The sequence below is a fragment of the Borrelia crocidurae genome, from assembly GCF_000825665.2.
Lineage (GTDB): Bacteria > Spirochaetota > Spirochaetia > Borreliales > Borreliaceae > Borrelia > Borrelia duttonii.
Map to the genome: position 1 here is coordinate 116,271 of NZ_LN609267.1, position 9,720 is coordinate 125,990.

Consider the following 9,720-nt stretch of genomic DNA (forward strand, 5'->3'; position numbering starts at 1 on the left):
AAATTACCCCACGATAGAACATCATTAAAAAAATATTCTATGAAGCTTTTGCAATATACCTACAAATTTAGCATATTTTTTTAAAAAAAATTCAGCATTAATAACAATGTACATGATAAGTTATAACATCATCATAATTAATTACAGATAAATAGCAATAAATACAAAGTTGATTATCTGTATAAACTTTAACTAACAACCAATCAATCTTGCAGAAATAAAATTCATTCTTTTAATAATAAAATTTAAATCATTATTTATCCTCAATATTTTTTATAATCTATATCTCTCCTTTAAATTTTAATTCCTTCAAAAAGATACTTAAATAAATCATAAAAAATAATTTACTATTTAGTAGTTATAAATCTATAATTTTTATTATACTCTCAAGTTTAATCTCTATCATCTTTATTAAGCTTATAAAGCTTCCCTGTTGCTCCTTGTTTTTCACGCTTATCGTCTTCTTTCATCTCAATATATGCTTTAATTCCTTGTCTTATATTATCAGATGCAACAATAACACTGGATTTAAACAGACTTTTGGAAGAATAGTTTTCAATAGCCTGTTTTATATAATAAACATTTGTTCCATAATCAATTTGAATCGTATTACCAATTGTAACAATATTCAAAGCACCTGTTTTTTTAAGAAAATCTTCAAACCTAAGTTCTGGACTGAAAACCACAAAGTTTAAATTTGTCGATACAACACCAAATTCTTGAATATTATCAAGACCTCCAAGTCCTTGAACTATTAAATGAGCAATTCCCATCCCTTCAACTTCACCTTCACTTCCAGCAAAAAAAGGCTCTCCAACACCAAGAATTTGAAAATCAAAATAATTATAAACCCATTTAAAAGTAAAATAATACAAAGCAAAAAATAATAAACCTAATGGTAACAAATAGAGCCAATTTGTCTTATCATGCCCTTGTAATATCCCAAACATAACAAAATCCAAAAATCCAGCAGAAAAAGTCATACCAACTGAAATATCAAGTATATTAGCAATTAACAATGCAAATCCAGTATAAATAGCATGCACAAAATAAAGTAAAGGAGCTGTAAAAACAAATAAAAACTCTAAAGGTTCTGTAATTCCAGTAAAAAAAGCTGCAAAAGCCCCTGGAAATAACAATGCTAAGATCTTACGCTTATCATCATGAATAATCCCCCTATAAACTCCAAATGCTGCCCCAGGAAGTCCAAACATAATAGAAAGATAAAATCCACTATTGAATCTAGAAATACTTGAAGAAAATTTTGTAAGATATGGATCTGACAATTGAGCATAAAATATATTCTGAATACCACCAACAACCTGATCATTAATTATTTCAGATCCTCCCAAAGAAGTAAAATTAAAAGGGAATGTCAAAATAGAATGAAGTCCCAAAGGAATGAGTATTCTGTTTAAAAATCCATAAAAAAAACTACCATAATAATCTAACTTAGCAATAAAAAATCCAAAAGAAGTGACAAGTTCATTAAAATAAGGCCAAACTAAAAAAAATAATACTCCCAATAAAATACAAAAAGGAAAAATTACCATAGAAACAAATCTAATTCCAGAAAAAATATCAAAAGGTCCTGGTAATTCAATATTACAAAATCTATTATGTAAATAACCAACTAAAAGCCCAACCGATAAACCACCCAAAATACCTGTGTTTAAAGTTTGGATTCCTAAAACTTTAACTTGTCCAACAGAAGACATCAAATCAGATTCAGCTAATCCTGAAAATACCCCAAGAAAATAATTTTCAGTAACGTTAAAAATTAAATATCCAACAAGACCTAAAAGCGCAGCAGTACCTTTTTGAACTCTAGCAACAACAACAGCAATACCTATAACAAAAAATAAAGGAATATTTAATATAACAATATTACTTATACTTTTAATAAGACCCAAAACCAATTTTAAAACAGCATTATCAATATAAAATAAATTAGAAGGATTTAAAAATGCTGACCCTATCCCCAGCATCAAAGAAAAAATCGTAGTAACAGAAATTGGCAATCGCACTGCACTAGAAAACTTTTGCAAATTAGCAAATTTCAAAATTTTTAAAAAACCTATCACGCTGAACCTCTCCATCTAAAAATTAAGACAATTCAACATTATATTGCTTTTTTTAGAAAAAGTTAGATTTTAATATAAAAATTTAATAAGAAAATTAACATAATCTCTAGTTACATATTAAATTATTTTCAACCGCTTGATTTATGTCTTATTTTGCACTAATATACCTAAAATAAAGAAGTATATACATATTATTAATATGAAAAAGAGTGAATTATGTCTAAAAAAAATCAAAACGTACCATCATATAATGGTATAATACCTAAAAATGAATTATTTAGTTCAATATCTCACTTGTTTGGTATTATCCTATCAATTATAGGAACAACTATTCTTATAACCCTATCAATCAACCTAAAAAAATATCTTCATGCAATATTATTTTTAATCTATGGTTCATCAATGACATTATTATACACAATGAGCACCTTATATCATATATTTGCAAAGGGAAGCAAAATAAAACAACTATTTAGAAAATTTGATCATATATCAATATTTATACTGATAGCAGGAACATATACCCCACCATGTCTAATTCTTATGCCCAATATTTATGGGAAAATAATTCTTACAACCGTTTGGGGATTTGCCATTTTAGGAATCATTTTTAAATCAATATACATAAATAGTCCTGGATGGATTAACGGATGCATATTTATCATCATGGGATGGAGTATTATATTCGGAATCAAACTCATCTATAACATACTCCCTATACAAGGATTTTTATGGCTAGCTATTGGGGGCATCCTTTATACAATAGGAGGAATAGTATATTCAACAAGTAAAAAACTAAACCCAATATCAAATATGAAAATGCATGACTTTTTTCATATATTAATATTACTTGCATCATTTGCACATTATTGGTTTATGTTTCAATATGTACTGCCCTATTAATTCAAGTTTTGCATACTACTAAAATTAATATATAAAAGTATTTTAAAAATTACTCAAATCATTTAAAAGTCCTAATATAAAAAGAATCAGCATCATCAAAATACCAAAAAGATAAAAATAGTAAATAATCTTTGCTTTAAATCTCTTTCCACGCACAAGTTCAATAAAACTAATCAAAATTTGACCACCATCAAGCATTGGAATTACAACAAAAAATAAATTCATACCAGCAATCAGTAAATTAAAAATAGCAAGAGTATCAAGCCAATACAATACCCCAAAAGAAAAAGACCCAGCAAAAATATTAATCATCCCAACAGGCCCCGTAATATTCTTAGAATTACTTCTAAAATTAGTAAACAACTCAATAATAGAATATAAAATACGACCTAAAATATCTAAAACTTTATTAAACGAATTTATAAAAGCAATTACCAAATTATCCGCTCTCACCAATCGTTTTAAACCAGGTAATAAATAAATTCCTAAATTTTTATTAATATCCTGAAATACCAATTTTGAAGTCAAAATTTCTCCATCTCTTTCATATTTAATATCTACCACATTAACATCAAGTTTAGAAATTAAATTATCTAAATCCCTATTATTACTTATAGACACATCATTAATGCTTACTATTCTATCATTCGGCTGAAGGCCAGCAACTTCGGCTGAAGAATTAATTTTAACTTTAGCAACAACAAGATCTATCCAAGGGTTAATTTCTTCTAAAAACTTATCTAAATTTGTGTTATCCTCAAAACTAATATTCTCACCATCCCTTAAAACAGTAAAGGTTACTTTAGAATTTTTTAAAGGAAGAACTTTCTTTAAATCAGAATAATACTTTATATTAGTATTATCAACGTTCAATATAACATCACCATCTCTAAATTTACTTAAAGCATTTTTATTAATAACGATTACCTTATTAGAATAATCAGGATAAACAATTCCTATCATTTCAATTGCAATAAAAACAATTAATGCAAAAATCAAATTAAAAAGAGGCCCTGCAAAATATATTAATATCCTTTTAAAATGAGAAATACCAAAAATAGAATCTTTATCTGCTTCAAGTTGTTTATTTAACCTAAGTTCGTGTTCCAAATGTTCAGACCCTTTAAGTTTACAATATCCCCCTAAAAAAATAGGAGAAAATCTATACTCAGTATCCTTTATTTTGATTTTAAAAAGACTGGGACCTATTCCTATAGAAAAAACTTCAACCTTAACTTTAAAAAGTCTTGCAAAAAATAAATGCCCCAACTCATGAATGAATATTATAAAAGTGAAAGCTAAAATACTAAAAAAAATATACATTAATGACTCCCCAAAACTACGACAAATATAAATAAAATATAGGACCTGTTAAGAGATATGAATCAATTGAATCAAGAGCACCACCTCTACCAGGAATAATTTTACCAGAATCTTTAACTCCTGCACTACGCTTAAGTCCAGATTCAAACAAATCACCAATAATAGTAAAAAATCCTATTAAAACTCCAAAAACCATAGCCTCTCCATAAGTTAAATTTATCAATCCTAAACTTACTACAATAAGTACAACAATGACAGAAAATAGTATACCACCAAAAAATCCCATTATAGTCTTATTAGGACTAATAATAGTAGGCTTATAACTATTTTTTCCAAAGAAATATCCAAAAAGATAGGCAAAAGTATCATTACCACTAACCATAGAAAAAAGTATTAATAAAAGAATAGGTGCTTTTGGCAAAGTAGTAATAGCAACAACAAATGACATCAAAATACCTGGATATATGAGTATAAAAATTATAGAAGTTGCTTGTGATAAAAAATTAACAATTTCATTTTCTTTAATAAAAACCAAATTGACAATCCAGTTACTAAAAACCAAAGTTATAACTAAATAAAATACTATATTAATGCCTAAATCTAAAATATTAAAATGCACATATGTCAAAATTGGAGGGAATATTCCTAAAAAGAAAGATAAAGTACTAGAAACAGAAGCAGACTTAAATTTAAGCAAATCATTAACTTCTTTTGCAGCAATTCCACTAAACATAAAAATTAAAATATTAATGAATAAATAACTCTTAAACTCTAAAAATATTAAAAGCAAGACCAAAGGAACAAAAAATAAAAACGTTCCAAGTCGAGCAATAAATGTCAACTTTTTAGGCCTAATACTAAATAAACCTTTATCTCCCAAAGTTCCTCTTCCTATTCTTAAAACATTCCAAATCTCTCTCATAATGAAAAACAAAATAATCTGGCCATAAAACATTTGAAAAAATAAATTCACAATAAGCAAGTCTCCATAAAAGAAAATTACTTACTCTCATATCTCCACCTGTGCGAATTAAGAGATCAAGATCACCAAGTTCTTGATTATCTAAAAACTTAGCAAATTCAACCTCATTTAAAGTTTCAACTGATAACCCTTTTGCTAAAACTTTCTTAATAGCTCTAACTATTTCATTTCTGCCGCCATAATTAATAGCCAAATTTAATATAAGTCCATCAAAATTCTTTGTATAATTAGTAGCATCTTCAATCGACTTTTTAACTTTTTGACTTAAAGTTTCAATATCGCCTGAAACCACTACCTTTATATTGTTTTCACCATAAAATTTAAACTCAGAACTTAGATAATCGGCAATTAAAAACATCAAATATTCTATTTCAGAATTTGTTCTATTCCAATTTTCTGTAGAAAAAACATAAAGAGATAAACACTTTATACCCAATTCACAAGAATGTTTCACTATTTCTTTAGCTCTCTTTAAACCCTCTTTATGTCCTTCAAAAAATGACAAACCTTTTTTTAATGCCCATCTCCTATTTCCATCCATAATGATCCCAACATGACTTGGAAGAGAATTACTACTCATAAACTTAAACTTCCATTATCTCTTTTGCTTTTAAATCAAAAATTCCATCTATTTTTTTTATATAAAAATTGGTATCTTGTTGAATATCATCTAAAATTCGTCGTAAATCATCCTCAGTAATCTGAGAATCTTTTTCTTGCTTTTTTGCTTTATTATTTAATTCATGCCTTATATTTCTAGTTGCAATTTTATGATCCTCAGCTATTTTCTTTGCTTGTTTTACTATTTCTTTTCGTCTCTCGATAGTCAATACAGGCACCTTAATCCTAAGTACTGATCCATCACTTGAAGGATTCATTGAGAGATCTGAATTGAGTATAGCCTGTTCTATTTTAGATAACAGACTTCTATCCCAAGGCTGAATGACAATAAGCCTTGCCTCAGGAACACTAATATTAGCAACCCTAGTTAAAGGAGTTTTTTCTCCATAATAATCAACAAATACTTTATCAAAAAGAGCGCTATTTACTCTACCGGTTCTTAAAGACTTATATTCACTCTCAAGAGATAAAACAACCCTTCCCATCTTTTCATCTAATAAAGCTTTATATTCCTCCATTCAAACCTCCTTAAAAAATCAAAAGAATCACAAATTACTATCCAACACTTAAGTACTTAAATTCCACAACCTCTATTTTACTTAAAATCAACTTAGAAACCTCTTCTATTTTTTCTTTAACAGTAAGTTTATCATCCTTTACAAACCCTTGTTCTAAGAGGGTAATTTCTCCTAAATGTTTTTTAAGTTTTCCCGATATTATCCCTTTAACTACATTTTCAGGTTTTCCACTAGATTCCATTTGTCTCATAAAAATTTCTTCCTGTTCTTTAATATAATTAAGACAAACATCATTAACACTTAAATAAAGAGGAGAAAAAGCTGCCACATGCAAAGCTAAATCCATTGCAAAATTATTTAATTTTTCATCTTGCATTTTTAAAATATCATCTATTTTAAATTTAACAAACACACCTATCTTAGAATGATCCCCATGAAGATAATTTTTCACAAGCTCATTAGATGCAATGTTAGAAATATAAACTTTACTTACATAAATATTTTCTTTAATTGTGGCTGCCAAATTTTTAATTTCAAGTTCTTGATGCTCATCTAAAATATCTCTACCACTTTCGACTAATTGTTTTATCAAAGAATTTCCAAAAGTCACAAAATCACTATTCATAGCAACAAAATCTGTCTCGCATGCAATAAGCAAAAGACCCACTCTTTCTGTATTAACATAAGAAAAAACTCTCCCTTCCTTAGCATCTCTACCACTTCTCTTATCAGCAGATACAATACCCATCTCCTTAAGCTTTTTCTTAGCTAATTCAAAATCACCACCAGCAACACTTAATGCCTTTTTACAATCACCAAATCCAGCACCAGTTGCATCTCTGAGTTTTTTTACTTCTTGAGGATTAACACTCATATTACTCTCCTTATATACATTTTATGATTCTTTCCTTTCATTCTTTACTTCAATTTCGCCCATTAAATCTTCTTCATTCAAATTTTCAACTATTTGAATGCCAACCTCTTTATCACTCTCCAAGATAGCATCAGATATTATCTTAGTAAATAAAGCAACAGAACGAATTGCATCATCATTTCCAGGAATTGGACAATCAATTACATCTGGATTACAGTTAGTATCAACAACTGCAATTATAGGAATACCAAGTTTTCTAGCTTCATTAATAACAATTTGTTCCCTCTTAGGATCAATTATAAAAATAGCACCGGGAAGCTCTTCCATATCCTTAATCCCTGTCAAATTTTTAGCTAATTTTAGCTTTTCACGATTAATTTGAGAAACTTCCTTTTTACTAATCATTTCAAAAGTTCCATCAACTTCCATTTTTTCCAATTTTTTTAATTTTTGGACTGATTTCTTAATAGTATTAAAATTTGAAAGCATACCACCAAGCCACCTATTATTAACATAGGGCATCTCACTTCTTTTGGCTTCCTGTTCAATTATCTCACTTGCCTGTTTTTTAGTACCAACAAATAAAACCTTCTTACCATTCTTTATAACGCTCTGAACAAGTTCATAAGAATCTTTAATTCCTTGTAGAGTTTTTTGTAAATCTAAAATATGTATTTCGTTTCTCTCTGAAAAGATAAATCTTTTCATTCTTGGATCAAGCCTTTTTACCTGATGACCAAAATGAACTCCAGCCTCTAAAAGGCTTTTCATAGTAATTACTGCCAAAACAACCTCCCAAATCCCTCGCTATTACTCACTACTTATATAGCGGAAATTATATTTTCTTTAATAAGAATATCATAAAACAAACCAATTGGTAAGCCTACAATGTTTGAATAATTACCATTAATATATTCAATCAATATATCTGCAACACCATTTTTAAGACTTATACCTCCAGATTTATCTTTCCAATATCCAAGAGAAATATAATGATAAACGATATCAGGAGTTAATTCTCTAAATTTAATAAACGAAACTTCACAAGCTTTCACTATTTTTTCTTTTTCTGGAATAAAAATACATAAACTTGTTTCAACCTCAACAAGCTTACAGCTATATTCCATTATTTTAACAAAAGCTTCCTTTTCATCTTGTATTTTGCCAATATAAATAGAATCATTTTTTACTAAAGTATCAACAGTAATTAAACATTTATCTTTTCCATATTTTTCAATGGCATTAGTAAGCTTAATAAGCGAGATCTTTTTTGTAATTTCCATCTCACCGGATCTCATAATTAAATCTTCATCAATATCAACACTAAGAGAAACAAAATTAAGCTTTAAAGCATTTAAAAAATCAATTCTAGCAAGAGAATTTGATACAAGCGCAATTTCAAAATTTTCTTTATAAATCATTCTTACTCCTCTCAGAAAATCTTAATAAAGACACCAAAACTACTGAACCAATAATTGGAAACAAATAAAATAAAATATTTATCTGTCTATCATAATAATCGGAATAAAAAAGAGGAATAAAAAATAAAAATAAAACACTTCCTAAAAAACTTATAAAATAAATAAGTAAAAACTTAAATCGCAATATACCAAAAAAAACAACAAAAAAACTTACTAAAAAAGAAATAATAATATTAGTTAAAATTAAATGAAGAAAAAATGCTAACATACCTTACCTTCAACTAATTTGACAACTCAAAACTGTTTAAAGTCCCTAAATTAACAATAACACTATATAGATCACCTTCAATAGCATTGCCTGCTGCCATAACAAAAATCACTAAATTATACTTAGGAGAAACATCTCTTGTAAAAAAGCTATCACTAATATGTTTAAGATCAAATGGTCTATCTTTACTATCTGATACTTTAGATTTCTTCAAAACATCAAAAAATTCAGTATAAAAACCATCAACAACATAAGACCTGTACATATTCCTAATCTCTTTAAGAATAGGAGATGAAGAATCATTGCCCTTCCTTATAGTAATAAACGCTGAACCAGGAATACTTTTTCTTAAATTTTCAAAATTTAATTCAATATATAAAGGAAATTTACCTTGAATCCAACTCTTATCCAATTTTAAAGTAGGACTTCCTGAAAAACGATCTCGATCTAAATTTATTTTATAAAACCCTCTAAAATTAAATGCACTAACATTATTAAAAACACTCTTTAATGCATCAAAATCTCTTTGAACACTTCTTGCAAAACCACTAAAATTATGATTCGTACCTTCCGGATAAAATTTATAATATATATCAAAACCTCTAACCTTAGCATTACTACTCTTATCAAAATACCCATAAGGTAATTTAAAAGCCAAAACATCTCTAGAAGCTCTACTATCAACTACAGAAGGAGAATCAACTAAAACAATATCCTCAATTCCAC

Annotated in this window: 11 protein-coding genes; 1 reads left to right on the forward strand and 10 read right to left on the reverse strand. The window is 27.8% G+C overall.

The genetic code is table 11. The annotated features are described in order from the left end of the window. Positions 1-392: 392 nt before the first annotated feature. Positions 393-2,084 carry a PTS transporter subunit EIIC gene (locus BN1173_RS00610; RefSeq protein WP_040235867.1) on the reverse strand — a complete coding sequence of 564 codons (1,692 nt, stop codon included), beginning with the start codon at positions 2,082-2,084 and terminating at the stop codon, positions 393-395. 216 nt (positions 2,085-2,300) lie between these two features. On the opposite strand from BN1173_RS00610, the gene trhA reads away from it, so the two are divergent. After that, positions 2,301-2,987 carry a PAQR family membrane homeostasis protein TrhA gene (trhA, locus tag BN1173_RS00615; RefSeq protein ID WP_014696019.1) on the forward strand — a complete coding sequence of 229 codons (687 nt, stop codon included), beginning with the start codon at positions 2,301-2,303 and terminating at the stop codon, positions 2,985-2,987. A gap of 42 nt (positions 2,988-3,029) precedes the next feature. On the opposite strand, the gene rseP is transcribed toward trhA, so the two are convergent. From rseP to BN1173_RS00660, 9 genes are all read right to left on the reverse strand, one after another. Further along, positions 3,030-4,310, reverse strand: a complete 1,281-nt coding sequence (rseP, locus tag BN1173_RS00620) for an RIP metalloprotease RseP (RefSeq protein WP_040235869.1) — start codon at positions 4,308-4,310, stop codon at positions 3,030-3,032. 16 nt (positions 4,311-4,326) lie between these two features. Beyond that, a complete protein-coding gene (locus BN1173_RS00625; RefSeq protein ID WP_246040017.1) occupies positions 4,327-5,232 on the reverse strand; it encodes a phosphatidate cytidylyltransferase in 906 nt (301 codons plus the stop codon). Continuing rightward, on the reverse strand, positions 5,180-5,872 hold the full coding sequence (gene uppS, locus BN1173_RS00630) for a polyprenyl diphosphate synthase (RefSeq protein WP_014696022.1): 693 nt from the start codon (positions 5,870-5,872) through the stop codon (positions 5,180-5,182). The genes BN1173_RS00625 and uppS overlap by 53 nt, the downstream gene beginning before the upstream one ends. A gap of 4 nt (positions 5,873-5,876) precedes the next feature. After that, a complete protein-coding gene (gene frr / locus BN1173_RS00635) occupies positions 5,877-6,431 on the reverse strand; it encodes a ribosome recycling factor (RefSeq protein ID WP_040235874.1) in 555 nt (184 codons plus the stop codon). 37 nt (positions 6,432-6,468) lie between these two features. After that, entirely contained in the window at positions 6,469-7,305 is an 837-nt protein-coding gene (tsf, locus tag BN1173_RS00640; RefSeq protein WP_040235877.1) for a translation elongation factor Ts, read from the reverse strand. Between the two features lie 21 nt (positions 7,306-7,326). Continuing rightward, positions 7,327-8,091: a 30S ribosomal protein S2 gene (rpsB, locus tag BN1173_RS00645; protein ID WP_014696025.1), complete on the reverse strand. Its 765-nt coding sequence runs from the start codon at positions 8,089-8,091 to the stop codon at positions 7,327-7,329. A gap of 35 nt (positions 8,092-8,126) precedes the next feature. After that, positions 8,127-8,726 (reverse strand): Maf family protein, encoded by a 600-nt coding sequence (locus BN1173_RS00650; protein ID WP_040235881.1) that lies wholly within the window; start codon positions 8,724-8,726, stop codon positions 8,127-8,129. Further along, positions 8,716-8,994, reverse strand: a complete 279-nt coding sequence (locus tag BN1173_RS00655; protein WP_012537896.1) for a hypothetical protein — start codon at positions 8,992-8,994, stop codon at positions 8,716-8,718. The genes BN1173_RS00650 and BN1173_RS00655 overlap by 11 nt, the downstream gene beginning before the upstream one ends. A 13-nt stretch (positions 8,995-9,007) precedes the next feature. After that, the coding region (locus BN1173_RS00660; RefSeq protein WP_052456014.1) for a hypothetical protein at positions 9,008-9,720 on the reverse strand (713 nt) is incomplete at its 5' end.